Annotated in this window: 16 protein-coding genes; 14 read left to right on the top strand and 2 right to left on the bottom strand. The window is 45.3% G+C overall.

All coding sequences use genetic code 11. The annotated features are described in order from the left end of the window. Nucleotides 1-55: 55 nt before the first annotated feature. The 6 genes from purL to glnB all read left to right on the top strand — a co-directional run bounded on the left by purL (nucleotide 56) and on the right by glnB (nucleotide 10,567). Nucleotides 56-3,943: a phosphoribosylformylglycinamidine synthase gene (purL, locus tag XBJ1_RS12865; protein WP_012989429.1), complete on the top strand. Its 3,888-nt coding sequence runs from the start codon at nucleotides 56-58 to the stop codon at nucleotides 3,941-3,943. 881 nt (nucleotides 3,944-4,824) lie between these two features. After that, nucleotides 4,825-6,264, top strand: coding sequence for a sensor histidine kinase (locus tag XBJ1_RS12860; RefSeq protein ID WP_012989428.1), 1,440 nt, complete (start codon nucleotides 4,825-4,827; stop codon nucleotides 6,262-6,264). Nucleotides 6,265-6,269: 5 nt separating this feature from the next. Then, nucleotides 6,270-7,145: a two-component system QseEF-associated lipoprotein QseG gene (gene qseG, locus XBJ1_RS12855; protein WP_012989427.1), complete on the top strand. Its 876-nt coding sequence runs from the start codon at nucleotides 6,270-6,272 to the stop codon at nucleotides 7,143-7,145. A gap of 2 nt (nucleotides 7,146-7,147) precedes the next feature. Next, entirely contained in the window at nucleotides 7,148-8,485 is a 1,338-nt protein-coding gene (gene glrR / locus XBJ1_RS12850; RefSeq protein ID WP_012989426.1) for a two-component system response regulator GlrR, read from the top strand. Nucleotides 8,486-8,590: 105 nt separating this feature from the next. Continuing rightward, nucleotides 8,591-10,213, top strand: coding sequence for an NAD+ synthase (locus XBJ1_RS12845; protein WP_012989425.1), 1,623 nt, complete (start codon nucleotides 8,591-8,593; stop codon nucleotides 10,211-10,213). A gap of 15 nt (nucleotides 10,214-10,228) precedes the next feature. Continuing rightward, nucleotides 10,229-10,567, top strand: coding sequence for a nitrogen regulatory protein P-II (gene glnB / locus XBJ1_RS12840; RefSeq protein ID WP_012989424.1), 339 nt, complete (start codon nucleotides 10,229-10,231; stop codon nucleotides 10,565-10,567). Between the two features lie 84 nt (nucleotides 10,568-10,651). Here glnB and hmpA read toward each other — a convergent pair whose 3' ends face one another. Further along, complete coding sequence (hmpA, locus tag XBJ1_RS12835; RefSeq protein WP_268987535.1) at nucleotides 10,652-11,857, bottom strand: NO-inducible flavohemoprotein; 1,206 nt, start codon at nucleotides 11,855-11,857, stop codon at nucleotides 10,652-10,654. Nucleotides 11,858-12,305: 448 nt separating this feature from the next. On the opposite strand from hmpA, the gene glyA reads away from it, so the two are divergent. Both glyA and XBJ1_RS12825 read left to right on the top strand, forming a co-directional pair. Next, nucleotides 12,306-13,559: a serine hydroxymethyltransferase gene (glyA, locus tag XBJ1_RS12830; protein WP_012989422.1), complete on the top strand. Its 1,254-nt coding sequence runs from the start codon at nucleotides 12,306-12,308 to the stop codon at nucleotides 13,557-13,559. Between the two features lie 88 nt (nucleotides 13,560-13,647). Then, entirely contained in the window at nucleotides 13,648-14,889 is a 1,242-nt protein-coding gene (locus XBJ1_RS12825; protein WP_038199083.1) for a 3-phenylpropionate MFS transporter, read from the top strand. A 72-nt stretch (nucleotides 14,890-14,961) separates the two neighbouring features. On the opposite strand, the gene suhB is transcribed toward XBJ1_RS12825, so the two are convergent. Further along, nucleotides 14,962-15,765 carry an inositol-1-monophosphatase gene (gene suhB, locus XBJ1_RS12820; RefSeq protein WP_012989420.1) on the bottom strand — a complete coding sequence of 268 codons (804 nt, stop codon included), beginning with the start codon at nucleotides 15,763-15,765 and terminating at the stop codon, nucleotides 14,962-14,964. A gap of 125 nt (nucleotides 15,766-15,890) precedes the next feature. On the opposite strand from suhB, the gene trmJ reads away from it, so the two are divergent. The 6 genes from trmJ (at nucleotide 15,891) to hscB (ending at nucleotide 19,939) form a co-directional block, all read left to right on the top strand. Then, on the top strand, nucleotides 15,891-16,625 hold the full coding sequence (trmJ, locus tag XBJ1_RS12815; RefSeq protein ID WP_012989419.1) for a tRNA (cytosine(32)/uridine(32)-2'-O)-methyltransferase TrmJ: 735 nt from the start codon (nucleotides 15,891-15,893) through the stop codon (nucleotides 16,623-16,625). Nucleotides 16,626-16,785: 160 nt separating this feature from the next. Next, nucleotides 16,786-17,280 carry a Fe-S cluster assembly transcriptional regulator IscR gene (gene iscR / locus XBJ1_RS12810; protein WP_012989418.1) on the top strand — a complete coding sequence of 165 codons (495 nt, stop codon included), beginning with the start codon at nucleotides 16,786-16,788 and terminating at the stop codon, nucleotides 17,278-17,280. A 50-nt stretch (nucleotides 17,281-17,330) separates the two neighbouring features. After that, nucleotides 17,331-18,545 carry an IscS subfamily cysteine desulfurase gene (locus XBJ1_RS12805; protein WP_012989417.1) on the top strand — a complete coding sequence of 405 codons (1,215 nt, stop codon included), beginning with the start codon at nucleotides 17,331-17,333 and terminating at the stop codon, nucleotides 18,543-18,545. Nucleotides 18,546-18,569: 24 nt separating this feature from the next. Further along, a complete protein-coding gene (gene iscU / locus XBJ1_RS12800) occupies nucleotides 18,570-18,956 on the top strand; it encodes a Fe-S cluster assembly scaffold IscU (RefSeq protein WP_012989416.1) in 387 nt (128 codons plus the stop codon). Nucleotides 18,957-19,035: 79 nt separating this feature from the next. Further along, a complete protein-coding gene (gene iscA / locus XBJ1_RS12795; protein WP_012989415.1) occupies nucleotides 19,036-19,359 on the top strand; it encodes an iron-sulfur cluster assembly protein IscA in 324 nt (107 codons plus the stop codon). 58 nt (nucleotides 19,360-19,417) lie between these two features. Next, the gene (gene hscB, locus XBJ1_RS12790; protein WP_012989414.1) at nucleotides 19,418-19,939 is read left to right on the top strand and encodes a co-chaperone HscB; all 522 of its coding nucleotides are present in this window, start codon (nucleotides 19,418-19,420) and stop codon (nucleotides 19,937-19,939) included. Nucleotides 19,940-19,987 lie beyond the last annotated feature (48 nt).

Raw genomic sequence — 19,987 nt, 5'->3', positions numbered from 1 at the left:
TTTCCCCCTGTGGCATCAGTCAGGCTTTGCTTCTAAGATGAGAGAACCTATTACTATGGAAATTCTGCGTGGATCGCCCGCTTTATCAGCGTTTCGTATTACTAAGCTCCTTTCCCAGTGCCAAGATCAGCAGCTTCCCGTTACAGAGATTTATGCGGAATATGTGCATTTTGCAGAAATTAATTCGCCTATCACAGGAGATGAGCGGGAGAAATTAAATCGGTTATTAAAATATGGCCCCTCTTTGGATGAACATGACCCTAAAGGTCAACTATTGCTGGTGACTCCTCGTCCGGGCACGATATCTCCCTGGTCATCGAAAGCGACAGAGATTGTGCACAATTGTGGTCTGAAACAGATTACCCGCTTGGAAAGGGGGATTGCCTATTATATCCAGAGTGATGAAATGAGCGATGGGCAGTGGCAGGAGCTGTCTGCATTACTGCATGATCGAATGATGGAAAGTGTGTTCACTCAATCTGAACAGGCTGAAGCCCTGTTTTCTCACCAACAGCCTGCACCACTGAAACAGATCGATATCTTGCAGTCAGGGCGTGCTGCATTGGAATCAGCCAATATTGAATTGGGATTGGCTTTGGCAGCAGACGAAATTGATTATCTGGTGAGAGCCTTTCAGACATTAGGCCGCAACCCGACTGATGTTGAACTCTACATGTTTGCGCAGGCGAACTCTGAGCATTGCCGCCACAAAATTTTCAATGCGGATTGGGTGATTGATGGTCAGGAACAACCTAATTCACTGTTCAAGATGATCAAAAACACGTTTGAACAGACGCCGGATTATGTTTTCTCTGCTTATAAAGACAATGCCGCCGTGATGGAAGGTTCGCAGATTGGGCGCTTTTTCCCTCATCCTGAAAGTGGTGTGTATGATTACCACCAGGAACCCGCCCACATATTGATGAAAGTTGAAACACATAACCATCCAACCGCCATTTCTCCTTGGCCCGGTGCGGCAACGGGATCAGGCGGGGAAATTCGGGATGAAGGGGCAACAGGGCGAGGTGCAAAACCCAAGGCCGGATTGGTTGGTTTTTCGGTATCTAATCTGAAAATTCCCGGATTTGAACAACCGTGGGAAGAAGATTTCGGTAAGCCTGATCGGATTGTCAGTGCGCTGGATATCATGCTGGAAGGCCCGTTGGGAGGTGCCGCATTCAACAATGAATTTGGGCGTCCAGCGTTGCTAGGGTATTTCAGAACTTATGAAGAAAAGGTGAATTCCCATAATGGCGCAGAATTGCGTGGTTATCACAAGCCCATCATGCTGGCGGGAGGGATCGGGAATATCCGTGAAGAACATATCCAGAAAGGCGATATTTCTATTGGCGCGAAGCTGATCGTACTGGGTGGCCCAAGCATGAATATCGGTTTGGGTGGCGGTGCTGCTTCCTCAATGACATCAGGCCAATCTGATGCAGAGCTGGATTTTGCATCAGTGCAGCGTGACAACGCAGAAATGGAACGACGTTGTCAGGAAGTGATCGATAGTTGTTGGCAATTAGGGGATAAAAATCCGATTTTGTTCATTCATGATGTGGGTGCGGGTGGGTTGTCAAATGCAATGCCTGAGTTAGTCAGCGATGGCGGCCGGGGTGGTCGCTTTGAGTTGCGCAACATTCTCAATGATGAACCGGGAATGAGTCCATTGCAGGTATGGTGTAATGAATCTCAGGAACGTTATGTCATGGCAGTGGCACCAGAACAACTTGTACAGTTTGAGGAAATCTGCCGTCGTGAACGTGCTCCGTACGCAGTGATTGGAGAGGCGACGGAAGAACGTCATTTGCTACTGAATGACAATCATTTTGATAATCAACCTATCAATATGCCGCTGGATGTTTTACTCGGCAAGACGCCAAAGATGCTGAAAAATGTGATGACCCTGAAAGCGCAGGGTCATAGTTTAGAACGCAGAGATATTGATTTAGCTGAAGCAGTAAAACGAGTCTTGCACTTACCGGCAGTGGCAGAGAAAACATTCCTGATTACGATTGGCGATCGTTCAATTACTGGGATGGTTGCTCGTGACCAAATGATTGGCCCGTGGCAAATTCCAGTGGCGGATTGCGCTGTTACTACGGCCAGTTTGGACAGCTATTATGGTGAAGCGATGTCAATAGGTGAACGCGCGCCTATCGCTCTATTGAATTTTGCAGCATCAGCGCGTATGGCGGTCGGGGAAGCGCTGACCAATATCGCCTCTGCCTATGTACAAGATCTGAAACGGGTGAAGTTATCGGCTAACTGGATGTCAGCATCAGGCCATGCCGGGGAAGATGCCGGATTATATGCTGCGGTCAAAGCAGTGGGCGAAGAACTGTGTCCGGCGCTGGGATTAACGATTCCTGTCGGCAAAGATTCCATGTCGATGAAAACTTGCTGGAACCAAAACGGTGAAGAACGTGAAATGGCCGCACCGCTTTCATTGGTTATCACTGCATTTGCACGGGTGGAGGATGTTCGTTGTACCGTGACACCAGAGTTATCTACCGATGATGATAACGCACTGCTACTGATTGATCTGGGGCAAGGGCAAAATGCGTTGGGAGGAACAGCACTGGCGCAAGTTTATCGTCAGCTTGGTGACAAAACCGCAGATGTTCGCAGTACTGAGCAACTCGCAGGTTTCTTTAATGCGATTCAGCAATTAATTTCAGAACAAAAGCTGCTGGCCTATCACGATCGCTCTGATGGTGGCTTGTTGGTGACACTGGCAGAAATGGCTTTTGCGGGTCATTGTGGACTGCGTGCCGATATCAGTGCATTCGATGAAGATATTTTGGCAGCACTGTTTAGTGAAGAATTGGGCGCAGTGATTCAAATTCGTCAGACCGACAGAGAACAGGTTGAAAAACTGCTGGCTGATTATGGACTGAGAGAATGCGTACACTATTTGGGGCTGGCTCAGGCGGGAGAGGATTTCGTGATCTCCAGCAACGATATGGATGTCTATCGCCAAAATCGCAGCACATTGCGCTTATGGTGGGCGGAAACGACGTGGCAGATGCAGCGCTTGCGTGACAACCCAGAGTGTGCTGACCAAGAACATCAGACGAAACAGAATGTGAACGATCCCGGCTTGAATGTAAAGTTAACCTTCGATCCGGCAGAAGATATTGCTGCTTGTTATATTTCGAAACAAGTGCGGCCGAGAGTTGCAGTATTGCGCGAACAAGGTGTGAACTCTCATGTCGAAATGGCGGCGGCATTCCATCGTGCTGGTTTTGACGCTGTGGACGTTCACATGAGTGACTTGCTGAGTGGGCGGATTACGCTGGATCAATTCCAGACACTGGTTGCCTGTGGCGGCTTCTCATACGGTGATGTACTGGGTGCGGGCGAAGGTTGGGCAAAGTCTATTCTGTTTAATTCACAGGTACGGGATGATTTTGCGAACTTTTTCGCAAGACCGGATACTTTAGCCCTTGGCGTGTGTAACGGCTGCCAGATGATCTCCAACTTACATGAATTGATTCCGGGCACTGAGCACTGGCCGCGTTTTGTACGTAATCGTTCAGAACGCTATGAAGCACGTTTCAGTTTAGTGGAAGTGGCAGATAGTCCTTCACTATTTTTGCAAGGAATGACGGGTTCCCGTTTGCCAATTGCGGTTGCTCATGGTGAAGGGCAGGTTGAATTCAGGAATAGCCAGAGCTTGGCTGAACTGGAAAAACACCAGCAGGTTGCATTACGTTTTGTTGATAACTACGGTCTGGCGACAGAAAACTATCCTGCTAACCCGAATGGCTCTGTGAACGGTATTACTGCGGTGACTAGCCTTGATGGACGAGTGACGGCGATGATGCCGCATCCTGAAAGGGTATTCCGTACTGTCAGCCATTCTTGGCATCCCAAAGAGTGGGGGGAAGACGGCCCATGGATGCGTATTTTCCGTAATGCGCGCAGGCAGTTAGGTTAATTTCTTTCGTTATCATTCTCCCTTTATATAAGTCCCTGAAGATTTATTAGGGTCTTAAGTTAAAAACCACAAAACCCGCGTAAAACGGGTTTTGTGGTTTAGCAATGAGGAGTGGTTGTTTACGAATGTTGCGTAAGCTCTCAAAGTTTTTGCTAAATAAAACAAAACAGTGGGGAGATAAGGGGGACTATTCCGGTGTTTTCTGCGATGCAACATACACTCTCATTGTCTCTATATCGCGACAATGGCCTCTTAATGCGTCTCAAATAAGAGACATTTAATGATTTGATTTTATTAATAAAATCATTTTATGCAGTTAAGTGTCATAAATTGGCGACAAAAATATATCGCTGATATCAAAATATATTCATCACAAAGCGGCGTATATGAATATGTTATTTTTATTTTCAATAAAATCAATAAATTAATATTTTTATTTGAATGTTGGCATGTAATATGCTTAATAGAATGTAGTTGCTCATTCACCTTTTTATGTCGGCCCACAATTAGGTGGAAATATGCCACATAAGCCTAGAATGATGCCGAAGTAAGGTGCCTACCGTCCAACTTAATGATACTCGCTTTCGGGCCTTATCAAACTACGGGCGACACGTGGAGTGAGGCACCACCTACATACTCATCAAGCAGTATGAAGGATCCTCACTGGCGGGATAGTAGATAAGATACTATCCCGCCGTCATTATTACAGGTAACTCCTATCCATTGTGTTCATGCAGGCATCCGTTTGTATATGCACCCGCATAGCTCTCAATAATCCACTATTTTCAAAAACGAGAAAAAGTAACAATAGAATTCATCATCTGGTAGGCTTTTTTCTCCGCCTCATGTCGGTTAGCATCAATGTAATTACAGGTTATGAGATGATTTCTTTGAATAAATGGCGTTTATTTCCCCGTTCATTGCGCCAATTGGTGTTAATGGCTTTCTGGCTGGTGTTATTGCCACTCTTAGTACTGGCTTATCAGGCTTATCAAAGTCTTGATCAACTCAGTACACAAGCTGCCGAAATTAACCGCACGACTTTGGCAGATGCCCGCCGTAGCGAAGCGATGATAGGCGTAGCCCTTGAGATGGAACGGAGCTATCGCCAGTATTGTGTATTGGGGGATGTCAGGCTTGAAAAGCTCTATCAACGTCAATACCGACAGTACCTCAACATGCTTGGCAATCAGATGATGATGCTGGCTAATAAGGAATATACCCAGCGGTTTAATCAATTACTGTCCGGTCTTACCAAAATTTCCTGTAGTAATGGCATGCCAGAACCGGTGGCAAACAAGCGGCTTGAACAATTTTCCACAGCCAATAATCTCCTGGTGCAAGAAACCCGTAACATCATCTTTATTCGTGGTGAGCAACTACAAAAAGATATTGCAGACAAAGGGCAGTTATTTGGCTGGCAGAGCCTAATCTTATTCCTGCTGAGCGCTTTTTTGATCACCCTTTTTACCCGTATGATTATCGGGCCAGTGAAAGGGATCGAGAATATGATTAATCGGCTGGGGGCGGGACAAACACTGGATAATCAGATTGAATCCTTTCAGGGACCCCGGGAATTGCGATCACTGGCGCAGCGTATTATCTGGCTGAGTGAACGTTTGTCTTGGCTTGAATCTCAGCGTCACGAATTTTTACGTCATATCTCCCACGAATTAAAAACGCCTCTTGCGAGTATGCGTGAAGGCACAGAATTACTGGCAGATGAAATAGCAGGGCCACTGACGGCAGATCAAAAAGAAGTGGTGAGTATTCTGGACAGCAGTAGTAAACATTTACAACGGCTCATTGAACAGTTGCTCGAATATAACCGCAGATTGGCAGATAGCTCTGTCGAGCATCAGATTGTATCTTTAAAAGAAATTGTCGATAGCGTCGTATTGTCACATCAGTTGCCAGCACGTGCAAAAAATATTAATACTGAAATTCAATTGGATACATTTTTTTGTTGGGCAGAGCCTAAACTATTAATGGGGGTGATTGATAATCTCTACTCCAATGCAGTGCACTATGGTGCTGAATCCGGTAACATCTGGATTTCCAGTCGGCAAGTAGGTAAAAATATTCAGATTGACATTGCTAATACGGGGACGCCTATCCCTGAATTAGAGAAGAGCATGATTTTTGAGCCATTTTATCAAGGAAAGCTGCAACGCAAAGGCGCGGTCAAAGGAAGCGGTCTTGGCTTGAGTATTGCGCAAGATTGTATTAAACAGATGGGGGGAGAACTGCATCTGATAGAACCCGAATTTGCTGACGTATGTTTTCGAATTGAACTGCCATTAACCGCAGAGAATGACTAAATAATATGTATAACAGGTTTACTTACCGTTTTATGATGAAGACGGAGCAGCAGAATATTGTGATTCAACCGATGAAAAAACCTGCTGTCATGCAGCATTTTCTTGAGCGGGCTTCAGCCTTGCGTTTCCGTGTCATGATACTATTGTTTATTCCCTATTTGCTGTCAGGATGCGCTGAAACTACCGGAAATGATGAGTTATTGACAATAGCCCAAGCCATTATGCCAGAACAGCGGGTTACGGATTACCGGCTTAAGGGATGTGATGGAATATGGAATATCGTCAAACCAGCGGCAATGGAAAACGGTCTTTATTGGTTGAAGGTGATGGATTGCACGGATCGACTATCCTCGCTGGAAGCCCGCGATACTGCCAAACGTTTTACGCCGGCTGCACCGACTGATTGGGGGCACGTTTTCAAACAAAGTATCTTGATGAATCGAGCCACTCCTACGCTGATTGAACGTCGCAAAATTGTAGAAAACCTCAACCGATATAGTCCACAATTTCCGTCTGCATTGAGGCCGCTACTGCAATTGTGGCGGGAACAGCAATATTTGAAAATTAACCTTGCAGAAGAAAGGTTGAAATTCCAGCGATTGCAGTTTGATAGTGACAGTAAAATTGATCGACTGAAAGAAATACGGGCACGTTTGGAGCATGATCTTCGTTCAATTTCCCGCAAGCTGGAAAATTTGACTGATATTGAACGCCAGCTTTCCTCGCGCAAACAAGATCAGAGCAGTGTTGCCACATTGGGTGAAACAGAGCATTTAAGCAATGTAGAAGCCTCTGAGCAATTAAAACCGGAAGCTAAGCCGGAAATGCACCAGAAAACCGAATCAGAAGCCAATCTCCCAGAAGAAAAAGGAGTTGAATAATAATGACTGTGCGCAATCCCGCCCGTCTTCTTTTAGTTGACGATGATCCAGGCTTACTAAAACTATTGGGAATGCGTCTGACCAGCGAAGGGTTTCGTGTCACGACGGCAGAGAGTGGTCATGAAGCGTTGCGTCTATTGGCGAAAGAAAAAGTGGATTTAGTCATCAGTGACTTACGCATGGATGAGATGGATGGCATGGCATTGTTTGCGGAAATCCAGAAGCAGCATCCCGGTATGCCAGTGATTATTCTGACGGCTCACGGTTCTATTCCCGATGCTGTTGCGGCGACACAGCAAGGTGTATTTAGTTTCTTGACTAAACCCGTTGATCGTGACGCTCTTTATAAAGCCATTGATGCTGCGTTGGAACTGTCAAAACCGGCCATAGATGGGCAGTGGTGCGAACAGATTGTAACGCGAAGCCCCTTGATGCTGCGTTTGCTGGAACAGGCAAAAATGGTCGCTCAATCAGATGTCAGCGTCCTGATTAATGGACAAAGCGGAACGGGTAAAGAAGTGTTGGCTCAAGCTATCCATCGGGTAAGCCCCAGAGTGAAGAAACCTTTTATTGCGATCAACTGTGGCGCTTTGCCTGAACAATTGCTGGAGTCTGAATTATTCGGCCACGCCAAAGGCGCATTTACTGGTGCGGTCAGCAGTCGGGAAGGGCTGTTTCTGGCGGCGCAGGGAGGAACATTATTCCTTGATGAAATCGGTGATATGCCTTTGGCACTGCAAGTCAAACTATTGAGAGTTTTACAGGAACGCAAAGTTCGCCCATTGGGGAGTAACCGTGATATAGACATCGATGTCAGAATTATTTCCGCCACTCACCGTGACTTACCCAAGGCGATGCAGCGTAATGAATTCCGCGAAGATCTCTACTATCGACTGAACGTCGTCAACATGAAAATTCCTGCCCTGAACGAACGGGCTGAAGATATTCCTTTATTGGCTAATCACCTGTTACGTGCATCTGCCAAACGCCATAAACCTTTTGTCCGCAGTTTTTCGACTAATGCGATGAAATGTCTGATGGCAGCGAGCTGGCCGGGCAATGTACGTCAGTTGGTCAACGTTATCGAGCAGTGTGTCGCACTGACGACTGCACCGGTGATTAGTGATGCACTGGTCATGCAGGCGCTGGAAGGGGAAAACACGGCATTGCCGACATTTGTGGAGGCTCGTGGGCAATTTGAGTTGCACTACCTGCGTAAATTGCTGCAAATGACCAAAGGCAACGTCACCCATGCTGCCCGTATGGCAGGACGTAACCGGACGGAGTTTTATAAATTGCTGGCTCGTCACGAATTGGATGCCAACGATTTTAAGGAATAACTTTTCTGCCACTCCAGAAGTTCTTACACTGGATATAAATTATATAGAGATACACTGTCTTGATAAGACAGAGAGATGAATTATGGCCCAGGAGAGCCGCAATCTATGAGTCGTACTCTTAATATCGTTCTTGCCCAGCTAAATTGGCTGGTGGGAGACATCGAAGGTAACAGCGAACGTATGTTGCAGACAGTACAGGAACAGCAGAAAAAAGGTGCTGATCTGGTTATGTTTTCTGAATTGGCGCTGTCGGGCTATTTTCCTGAAGATCTACTGTTTCGTGCTGATCTGCATCAACGTTGCCGTGAACAATTGGTACGTTTGCAGGAGGCAAGCTCTCAGGTCGCTATTCTGGTTGGTCATCCGTGGCAACAGGACGGTAAGACTTACAACGCACTTTCTCTGTTTTGGAAAGGCGAAATTATTGCCCGTTATTTCAAACAATTACTGCCTAACTATGGCGTTTTTGATGAAGATCGTTATTTCAAAGCGGGTGATCAAAGCTGTGTTGTACCATTCAAAGGCTATAATCTCGGTTTATTAATCTGCGAAGATTTGTGGTTTGATGCGCCGATTGACGCGTTGAAACAAGCAGGATCGGATATCATTCTTTCCCTTAACGCTTCGCCTTATAACCGGGAAAAACCGAATATTCGCAGCACATTGATTCAATCGCACTGTCAGCGAACTCAATTGCCGATCATCTATCTCAATCAGGTGGGGGGACAAGATCAGCTAATCTTTGACGGTTGCTCGAAAGTCTTTGATGCAAATGGCAAAATTACCCATCGGATGGCGGCTTTTGAAGAACAGATTGAGCAGTGCCGTTTCAATGAGATGAATATTGAGCCAATGGCAAATTTGATCCCTCAATTGTCGCCGCTTGCGCAAATCTACAAGGCACTAGTGCTTTCTGTTCGTGATTATGTGCATAAAAATGGTTTTAAAGGTGCATTACTGGGCTTATCAGGCGGAATTGACTCTGGCCTGACACTGGCGATTGCGGTGGATGCCTTGGGTAAAGATCACGTACAGGCAGTGATGATGCCATTCCGCTATACCTCCGAAATGAGCATTCATGATGCCAGAGAACAAGCGGAATTACTGGGTGTTGAATTTGATGTGGTATCCATTGAACCGATGTTTGATGCGTTTATGGCGCAACTCGAACCGATGTTTGCGGGGACAGAAAAAGACACGACAGAGGAGAATTTGCAGGCACGTTGCCGCGCAGTCATTCTGATGGCGATGTCGAACAAACGCCGCCGTCTGGTACTGACAACCAGTAACAAGAGTGAATCGGCGGTAGGGTACTCGACCCTGTATGGCGATATGGCGGGTGGCTTTAATGCATTGAAAGACGTACCTAAAACTATGGTATTTGCGTTGTCGAAATACCGTAATACAGTATCTCCTGCCATTCCTCAACGTGTGATTGATCGACCACCATCCGCAGAACTGGCACCTGATCAACTTGATCAGGATAGTTTGCCGCCATATGACATGTTGGACGCTATTCTTGAAGGATATGTAGAAAAAGATAAATCCGTGGCTGACTTAGTTGCTCAAGGTTTTGACGAAGCCATCGTTCGTAAGGTGATCCGGTTGGTTGATATCAACGAGTATAAACGCCGGCAGGCACCTATCGGCCCACGTATTACAGAGCGTGATTTTGGTAAAGACAGGCGCTACCCGATTACTTCTGGTTTTGGGCGTAAAAACTGGTAATAACAGGAAAACTTCATGAAAAAGATTGATGCAATTATCAAACCTTTCAAGCTGGATGATGTGCGTGAAGCGCTGGCAGAAGTGGGTATCACTGGTATGACCGTGACAGAAGTGAAGGGATTTGGTCGCCAGAAAGGGCATACTGAATTATATCGCGGTGCAGAATATATGGTGGATTTTCTGCCAAAGGTCAAAATAGAAATTGTAGTACCGGATGATATTGTTGATACCTGCGTCGAAACTATCATTCAGACTGCGCAAACGGGCAAAATCGGCGATGGTAAAATTTTCGTCTTTGATGTTGCCCGTGTTGTGCGTATTCGTACTGGTGAACAGGACGAAGAAGCGATTTAACAAAAACGGCTGAAGTGATAACGGGCGTATGTAGTAAAGATACGCCCTGAATGGTTTATCATTTAATCGAGTAATAACACAGCGTTAAAGTACTTTATGTGGGCCAAAACATTCATAATGAATATGCTGTTTATCAATGCCGATTGCCAAGAGCTGTTGGGCGATATATTGCATGAATACGACGGGGCCACAGAAATAGAATTGCATTCCTTCCTCAGTGATTGAATCTTTCACGACAGATAAATCCATGAGTCCCATATGCTGGTAATCTGCGCCTTGTTGATCTTCGTTTCTTGGCTCGCGATACCAAACTTGAGTATGTAAATTGGTCATGGATTGGGTAATCGTATTCACTTTATCTGCGAAAGCATGATAACCGCCATGCTCTGTGGCATGGAACCAATTCACTGTACCGACATGGTGTTGGTTATGCAGATGTTGCAGCATACTCATCATCGGAGTCAGCCCGACACCAGCAGAAATCAGTGTAACGGGTGTATCTGATTGGACATCAAGGAAAAAGTCACCGCGTGGTGGTGCCAGTAATATGGTATCGCCTTCCTGCACATTATCATGCATATAGTTTGATACTTTACCTTGTGCTTCACGTTTAATCGCGATTTGGTAGCTGTGGTTGTTTGGTGCTGTTGTCAGTGAATACTGACGTATTTCTCGGTTTTCAAAAACGGGAGTGTCCAGGTAGATGCCTAAATATTGCCCTGCTTTGTAATCTATGACCTTACCCCCATCAGCGGGCACAAACTCGAAGCTGGTAATAACGTCACTCTGCGGTTGCTTCTTGTTGACACGGAATTGACGTAATCCACGCCAACCGCCTTCCTCAGATTCACCTCTTTGATAAATATCTTCTTCTCGATTGATAAAGACATCTGCCAATACCTCGTAAGCCTTACCCCATGCATTCAGGACTTCATCGCCTGGATGAAACATCTCATCAAGTGTTGCCAGCAGGTGAGTGCCAACAATCTGATAATGCTCAGGCTGAATATTCAGGCTGGTATGTTTATGAGCAATTTTTTCTACGGCAGGTAATAGCGCCTGTAAATTATCGATATTGGAAGCGTAAGCACAAAGAGCATTGAAAAGCGCTTCACGCTGAGCACCGTTTAGCTGGTTGCTCATGTTGAAAATATCTTTCAATTCAGGATTGTGTTTGAACATACGTTCATAAAAATGTGCGGTCAGTTTTGGGCCGGTAGAAACGATCAGTGGGATGGTGGATTTTACGGTAGCGATAACTTGGCTATCCAACATAGGAAGCTCCTGAATTTTTCTCAAATAGCGTTGAAATTTATAACATGCATTTTAAATACAACTTATAGCTTTTGGCGCTTTTTGTAAATAGAAAAGAGAGAGGGTGTTTTGATTTATGAACATAAAACATCAACAGCCCCTAGTGAAATTTGTCACATGTGAATCAAGTGAAAATGCCAATCTATAGCAAGATCAGGGGTAAACACTCACCTCTATATCTGTGAAAAAGCGATTTGTATCACCACAAGGTCTGACTAAGGTCACAAATATCAATAACAGATTGGAAATCAGTAACCCGTATGACCAGATACCTAGTCCGGATACCTTGTTGCCATCTGCATGCAATCGTTTGCGTAAAATATCCTGTCAAGGCTATCTCATTTGATAAAAAGAGTTTACACTGTGTGACATTCTGGCCCTCAGGGGTATTTTTTTAGAGATGTAGCTGAGTCAGGAGAACCTAATGTTAAAGCGTGAAATGAATATTGCGAATTACGATCCCCAACTGTGGCAAGCGATGGAACAAGAAGTTCGTCGTCAGGAAGAACACATTGAACTGATTGCTTCTGAAAACTACACCAGCCCAAGAGTTATGCAGGCTCAAGGATCTCAACTCACCAACAAGTATGCGGAAGGCTATCCGGGTAAACGTTACTACGGTGGCTGCGAATATGTTGATGTGGTTGAACAGCTTGCAATTGACCGTGCAAAAGAACTGTTTGGTGCAGATTATGCCAACGTCCAGCCACACTCCGGCTCTCAGGCAAATGCGGCAGTATACATGGCTCTGTTGAAACCAGGCGACACCGTTTTAGGAATGAATCTGGCTCATGGTGGTCATCTTACTCACGGTTCTCCAGTTAACTTCTCCGGTAAACTCTATAATGTAGTCCCTTATGGTATTGATGAGAGTGGCAAAATCGATTACAACGATATCCGTTCTCAGGCACAGAAACATCAGCCAAAAATGATCATCGGCGGCTTCTCTGCCTACTCCGGTGTTGTTGATTGGGCGAAGATGCGTGAAATTGCCGATGAAATCGGGGCTTATCTGTTTGTTGACATGGCTCACGTTGCTGGCCTGATCGCAGCAGGTGTTTATCCAAACCCTGTTCCTCATGCTCATATCGTCACAACGACAACGCATAAAACACTGGCTGGCCCACGTGGCGGCCTGATTTTAGCGAAAGGCGGCGATGAAGAACTGTACAAAAAATTGAACTCTTCTGTTTTCCCAGGTGGCCAGGGTGGCCCGCTGATGCATGTTATCGCGGGCAAGGCGGTTGCACTGAAAGAAGCGATGGAACCTGAATTCAAAATATATCAGCAGCAAGTGGCTAAAAATGCCAAAGCAATGGTCGATGTATTTTTAGAGCGCGGTTATAAAGTCGTTTCGGGTGGGACTGAAAACCATCTGTTCCTGCTGGATCTGGTGGATAAGGAGATTACGGGTAAAGACGCTGACGCTGCATTAGGGCGCGCTAATATTACCGTTAACAAAAACAGCGTTCCTAACGATCCTCGCAGTCCCTTTGTGACTTCTGGTATCCGCATTGGTACTCCTGCAATCACCCGACGAGGATTCAAGGAAGCAGAAACTTGCGAACTGGCTGGCTGGATGTGTGATGTGCTGGATAACATCAATGATGAAGCGATCATTGAAAACGTTAAACAAAAAGTTTTGGCAATCTGCGCTAAATACCCGGTTTACGCATAATTTAGAATAAAAATATTACTAATACTAAGCCCGACTCATAACATTAGTTTTGAGCGGGTTTTTTTACATTTGAAAAATGGGGGATTTGATGGTTGTTCCATCGACATTTTGGCTGGGGTTAAGTTATTTCACTTACTTTTTTTCTTTTGGCATCTTTTTGCCATTTTGGGCGGTCTGGTTGAAAGGTGAGGGAATTGAACCAGCCATTATCGGAATATTGTTGGGAGTAGGCTTAGTTGCCCGTTTCCTCGGTAGTATGTTTATTGCACCTACAGTTAAAGATCCTTCGAAATTAATCACTGCATTGCGATTACTGTCCCTATTGGCACTGCTCTTTGCTATTGGTTTTACATTTGGTAGCCATTGGGCATGGATTTTCTTTGTCATGATAGGTTTCAATCTGTTCTTTTCGCCACTGGTTCCCTTATCGGACGCCTTGGCGGGAACGTGGCAAAAACAGTTTACTTTTGATTATGGCAAGGTACGGGTCTGGGGGTCGATTGCCTTTATTATCAGTTCTTCGCTAACAGGTATATTGATGTCTTCCAATGGCATCAACTTTTCAATCAGCAATTTAGAATTGAGTCTTTCTTTTGACAGAATAAATAATTGGGTTGGAAGCAATTTGTTTGGCCATCACCATATCATTCTTGCCTTCTTGATTTTCAGCCTTTCTGTCATGTTGCTGGGTATGATGTTAAAACCATCCATTATGCCTGCGGGTAAGATCAAAGCCGTAAATACTCATATGGTATCGTTTAAAGAACTGCTGTCTGAGAAGTCTGTATGGCAGTTTTTATTGTGTGTCACCTTATTACAGGGAGCACATGCAGGTTATTACAGCTTCGGTTCCATTTATTGGGAAAATGCAGGCTATTCTTCAGCAACCATCGGTTATCTCTGGTCGCTGGGCGTTGTGACAGAAGTCATTATTTTTACTTTCAGTAAGCAGTTGTTCCGTCGTTGGAATGCCCGTAACTTACTGTTGCTCTCTGCTATTTGTGGCGTTCTTCGTTGGGGACTGATGGGCATATCAACTGAATTGCCAGTGCTGATCATCATTCAGCTCCTGCATTGCGGAACTTTCACAGTTTGCCACTTGGCGGCTATGCGTTTTATTGGTGCCAGAAAAGAAAATGAAATTATTCGATTGCAGGCAATTTACTCCGGGTTGGCGATGGGGGGAGGTATTGCCGTGATGAGTGTGATTGCTGGATTCTTATACGAATATATGCAAAGTGGCATCTATTGGGTGATGGCGTTAGTGGCATTTCCGGCGCTTTTCCTAAGGCCTAAAGTAGAAGCACGAGTGCACTCATTACCTAAATAACAACAAAAAAGGGCACCAGATGGTGCCCTGAAAATAATATTGCTCAAATAGTCATTATTGTAATAATAAAAATCAGCGCTTTAATGCTTCGCTTAATTCTTCACGCATTTCAGACAACATGTCTTTAACGATACGTGGGCTACCTGCAACGATATTACCGGAGTTGATATAATTGTGACCCCCGACAAAGTCGGTAACGATGCAACCTGATTCACGTACCAGCAATTCGCCGCCCATAAAATCCCAAGGCTTCAGACCAATCTCGAAGAAACCATCAACACGCCCGGCGGCAACATACGCCATATCCAGAGCAGCAGAACCAGTGCGACGGAAGTCTGCACAGCGGTCAAATAATTTGCCCAGGATTTTAATATAAGGGGTAGTGTGCTGTTTTGCCTTGAATGGGAAACCAGTGGCAAGGATCGTGCCATCCAGATCACGGGCATTGGTGCCACGCAGACGATAACCATTCAATTGTGCGCCTTGGCCACGGGCTGAGCTGAACAGTTCATTGCGCATTGGATCATAAACTACAGCCACTTCGGTACGGCCTTTGATGCGCACAGCAATGGAAACAGCAAAATGGGGAAGACGTTTAATAAAGTTGGTGGTGCCATCCAGTGGATCGATCACCCAGTGGAAATCGTCTTCTTCACCTAAGTGCTCACCGCTTTCTTCAGTGATAATGGTGTGCTTAGGGTAAGACTTACGGATAATATCGATGATCAGCCTTTCTGCTTCACGATCAACATTAGTTACAAAATCGTTGCTGCCTTTTTGGCTAGCTTCGACGGCATCAGGTGTTTCGTAGCTTTTGGCAATGTAATTGCCGGCTTTACGCGCAGCGCGTATAGCGATGGTTAGCATCGGATGCATGGGGTATCTTCCACCGGGATGTTAAAGAACGGGAAATAAATCGGGTCGTACTATAGCAGTAGTTCGGCAAAATAACTAATGCTGTGTTAAGATATTCGACTCTTATACCGAATCTAAAAGCCGTCATGTTAGAGAATATCCGCATTATTCTGGTAGAAACTTCCCACACGGGCAACATGGGGTCAGCTGCCAGGGCCATGAAAACAATGGGATTAACCAACCTTTATCTGGTGAATCCGCTCGTTCAACCTGACTCTCACTCTATTGCACTTTCAGCAGGTGCCAGTGATGTCATTGGTAATGCAACAATTGTGAATACACTGGATGAAGCATTGGCTGGATGTGAGCTCGTCATCGGAACCAGTGCCCGTTCCCGTACGCTTTCCTGGCCGATGGTTGAACCACGTGAATGTGGAGAACGCTGTATTAAGGCAGCCGGCCATTCCCCGGTTGCAGTTGTGTTTGGCCGTGAACGTGTTGGCCTGACAAATGAAGAATTACAGAAGTGTAATTACCACCTTTATATTCCGACCAACCCAGAATATGGCTCGTTAAATCTGGCAATGGCTGTTCAATTGGCCAGCTATGAGATTCGCATGGCTTATCTCGCAGTTCAGGAAAAGTCAGAACACGTGGAATCCACGGAACATGAGGTAGAATATCCCCCTGTCGAGGATATGGAACGTTTTTATCAGCACCTTGAGCAGGTATTGAATGATTCTGGTTTCATTCGCAAGGCGCATCCAGGACAAATAATGAACAAGTTAAGACGTCTTTATACCCGTGCACGTCCAGAAACTCAGGAGCTGAATATTCTGCGTGGTATACTGACTTCCATGGGAAAATGGTCTGGAAAATAACCGGAATAGCAGGAAACAGCCAGAAATCGGGTGGATAGCAGGTGAAAAAAAAGTGACAGGCAACCAAAATAATAGTTGACTAAATTAGTAGGTTAAATAGTTGACTAAAACACTCAGGAATGCCACAATTTCACTCATATTTCACCATGGAGTTTTTGTTATGAGACTGACATCAAAAGGACGTTATGCGGTAACAGCCATGCTAGATGTGGCGTTGCATTCACAAGAAGGGCCGGTGCCATTAGCCGACATTTCTGAGCGTCAGGGAATCTCCCTTTCCTATCTTGAGCAATTGTTTTCCCGCCTGCGTAAAAATGGTTTGGTTTCTAGTGTCCGTGGTCCAGGTGGCGGCTATTTGCTGGGCAGAAATGCCGGTAATATTTTCGTTGCCGAAGTGATTTCTGCTGTTGATGAATCTGTTGATGCAACTCGCTGTCAGGGCAGGGAAGGCTGTCAAGGTGGTGATCGTTGTCTGACCCATACACTGTGGCGTGATCTCAGTGATCGCATCACGAGTTTCCTCAGCAGTATTAGTTTAGAAGAATTAGTTAAGAATCAAGAAGTCTTAGACGTTGCTGATCGTCAAGACAGCGATAAACGCCGTACACCTAACGGCAGGCCTCAAGAGACGATTAACGTTAACCTGCGTGCGTAAACTTTGCGGCAAACAGAAGTATTAAAAGTGTTTTACGGAGCATGTGAGCAATGAAATTACCCATTTATTTGGACTATTCAGCAACTACACCGGTTGATCAGCGTGTAGCTGAAAAGATGATGAACTATCTGACTATGGACGGGGTTTTCGGCAACCCTGCTTCCCGTTCACACCGTTTTGGCTGGCAGGCTGAAGAAGCGGTTGATATTGCGCGTAATCAAATTGCAGATTTGGTTGGAGCTGACCCGCGTGAAATCGTGTTGACTTCAGGTGCAACAGAATCAGATAACCTCGCGATCAAAGGTGCTGCAAAATTTTATCAGAAAAAAGGCAAGCACATTATTACCTGCAAAACTGAACATAAGGCCGTTTTGGATACTTGTCGCCAGTTAGAGCGTGAAGGTTTTGAAGTGACTTATCTTGCGCCGATGAGCAATGGCATGCTTGATCTGAAAGAACTGGAAGCCGCCATGCGCGACGATACTATTCTAGTTTCCATCATGCATGTGAACAACGAAATCGGTGTCATTCAGGATATTGTCACCATTGGTGATATTTGCCGCAGCCGTGGCATCATGTTCCACGTTGATGCAACTCAAAGCGTTGGTAAATTACCTATCGATCTCAGCAAATTGAAAGTTGACCTGATGTCTTTCTCTGCTCACAAATTATATGGGCCAATGGGCATCGGAGCACTGTATGTTCGCCGTAAACCACGCGCCCGTATTGAAGCTCAGCAGCATGGTGGCGGTCATGAGCGCGGTATGCGTTCCGGTACATTGCCTGTTCATCAGATCGTGGGGATGGGTGAAGCTTACCGCATCGCAAAAGAAGGGCTGGAAACAGAATCAGAACGTCTGCGCGGTTTGCGCCTGCGTTTGTGGAACGGTATTAAAGATATTGAAGAAGTTTACCTGAACGGTGATTTGGAACTGGGTGCACCACACATTCTGAATGTCAGCTTCAACTATGTTGAAGGTGAATCATTGATGATGTCGTTGAAAGATTTGGCTGTTTCTTCTGGCTCAGCATGTACTTCCGCGAGTCTGGAACCTTCTTATGTCCTGCGTGCGCTGGGCATGAATGATGAGCTGGCACACAGTTCTATTCGTTTCTCTTTGGGACGTTTTACCACAGAAGAAGAAATAGACTATGCAATCAAATTGATTCACAACGCGATTGGTCACCTGCGCGAGCTTTCTCCATTATGGGAAATGTTCAAGCAAGGTGTGGATATCAGCGCCATCGAGTGGTCTCATCATTAATCAAACAGTTTCAGGAGTAACGAAATGGCTTACAGCGATAAAGTAATTGATCACTACGAAAACCCACGTAATGTGGGTTCATTTGACAGTGAAGATCCTTCAGTTGGCAGTGGCATGGTTGGTGCACCTGCTTGTGGTGACGTTATGAGACTGCAAATCAAGGTCAATAACGAAGGTATCATCGAAGACGCGCGTTTTAAAACCTATGGTTGCGGCTCTGCGATTGCGTCCAGTTCTCTGGTAACAGAATGGATGAAAGGAAAATCGCTGGAACAGGCTGAGGCTATTAAAAATACAGCGATTGCCGATGAGCTGGAATTACCACCCGTGAAGATTCACTGCTCTATTCTGGCAGAAGATGCTATCAAAGCAGCGATTGCGGATTATAAAAGCAAGCGCGAAGCTAAGTAATTCTTTTAACAAGAAGACATAATTCTGGTGGATATTGATTCAATATCCACCTTTACTAGTTTTAAAAGTGAGGTGTTGTATGTCAATTTCCCTGACAGAAAGTGCAGCCCAGCGTATTTTGGCTTTTCTTGATAATCGTGGGAAAGGGGTAGGGTTGCGTTTGGGAGTGAGAACATCCGGCTGCTCTGGTATGGCATATATACTTGAATTCGCTGATACCGTTAACGAAGAAGATCAAGTTTTTGAAGACAAGGGCGTGAAAGTCATCGTTGATGGTAAAAGCATCGTTTACCTTGATGGTACTGAGTTGGATTTTGCTAAAGAAGGTCTGAACGAAGGCTTCAAATTCAATAACCCCAATGTTTCCAGCGAGTGCGGTTGTGGGGAAAGTTTTCACGTTTAACCCATTTTTTGACTGAGCACTTTACGAAATATCTGTATTTGCAAAACATGAGTAACTTATGGACTATTTTACTTTATTCGGGCTGCCTGTACGCTACGTGATTGACCGTGAACAATTGTCGATCCGTTATCGGGAATTGCAGCGTCAGTTTCACCCTGATCGTTTTGCTAACCAGCCAGAACGTGAAAAAGCGCAGGCTCTTCAGCAAGCGTCCATCATTAATGATGCTCTTTATACTCTGATACATCCCTTAAAACGTGCAGAATATATGCTGTCTCAGCAAGGGTTCAATTTGTCCGGCGAGCAGCATACCATGCAGGATACCGCGTTCCTGATGCAACAGTTGGAGTTGCGTGAAGAGCTTGATGCCATTGAGCATAGCGCGGAGCCAGAAATCGCATTGGCCGATTTTTCATCTCGCTTGAGTAAAATGATCAAAACACGCAGTGAGCAGATGGAACAGCAGCTTGATGCTGCACAATGGCTAATTGCAGCCGATACCGTCCGTAAATTACGCTTTCTGGATAAATTGCAACAGCAGGTTGAACAACTGGAAGAGCGGTTGCTGGATGATTTTTAGCTGGATAGCTTTTTAGTAAAATCGCTTTTGGCTGAATAGTTTTTATAG

The organism is Xenorhabdus bovienii SS-2004 (genome assembly GCF_000027225.1).
Classification (GTDB): domain Bacteria; phylum Pseudomonadota; class Gammaproteobacteria; order Enterobacterales; family Enterobacteriaceae; genus Xenorhabdus; species Xenorhabdus bovienii_C.
This window is presented reverse-complemented; position numbering and strand designations above follow the sequence as displayed.